Annotated in this window: 1 protein-coding gene; it reads right to left on the minus strand. The window is 70.2% G+C overall.

From position 1 onward, the window contains the following. Positions 1-98 precede the first annotated feature (98 nt). Entirely contained in the window at positions 99-575 is a 477-nt protein-coding gene (locus PV721_RS43635) for a diadenosine tetraphosphate hydrolase (protein ID WP_319734460.1), read from the minus strand. Positions 576-788 lie beyond the last annotated feature (213 nt).

The raw sequence follows: 788 nt of genomic DNA on the forward strand, positions 1-788 counted from the left end.
GGGTGGGGGTGGGCGTGGCGGTGGCGGAGCAGCCCTCAGCCTTCAGGCCTCAGTCCTCTGGCCTCAGTCCTCATGCCTCAGTCCTCATGCCTCAGCCCTCAGGCCTCTCCCAGCCGGTCCAGCTCCGCCGCGATGGCGGCCCGCAGGGCGTCATGGCGGGGGCCCAGCGCATGCTGCTCGCCGCGCCGGTACTCCGCCTCGTACAGCCACACGGGCAGCCGGACGCGGTCGGCGGGCTCCCAGTCGTAGCGGGGCCAGATGTGGGTGTGGAGGTACGGGTCGGTGTTGCCGAGGATCTCGATGTTCACGCGGCGGAAGGCCGGGTCGAGCCGCGCGCAGGCCCGCTCGACGGCCTCGGCGAGTCGCTCCAGGTCGCCGAGGTACGCGGCCCTGCGCGCCCGGGACAGGTCGGAGAGCCGGGTCACGGCCGGGTCGTCGGTCAGGAGCACGGAGTACCCGGGCAGGAACTGCCGGTCGCCGATGACGGCGAAGCCGGAGTCGAGGCGGCGCAGGACGGTGGGGTTCTCCCCCCGGTGCGCGCTGCCGATGCGGTCGTTTCGCCAGTCGTTGTCGATCATGTTTGCTCCCTAACCGCACGCCTTTGCAGGGCGTTCGCCGTTGTCCGTGACTCTCAAGTAGCCCCTGTCATACCTGAGAGCTACGTGCGGATACGGCTCCATGGCGGGACGCCGACCACGGCCTCGGATTTCTAACTTCGGTAGCAGAGAAGAGCGCTGACGGCTCTTCCGGACGACCGGGGGAACACACCATGGCAGCGGGGACGACGC

The organism is Streptomyces sp. MB09-01, from assembly GCF_033794505.1.
Taxonomy (GTDB): domain Bacteria; phylum Actinomycetota; class Actinomycetes; order Streptomycetales; family Streptomycetaceae; genus Streptomyces.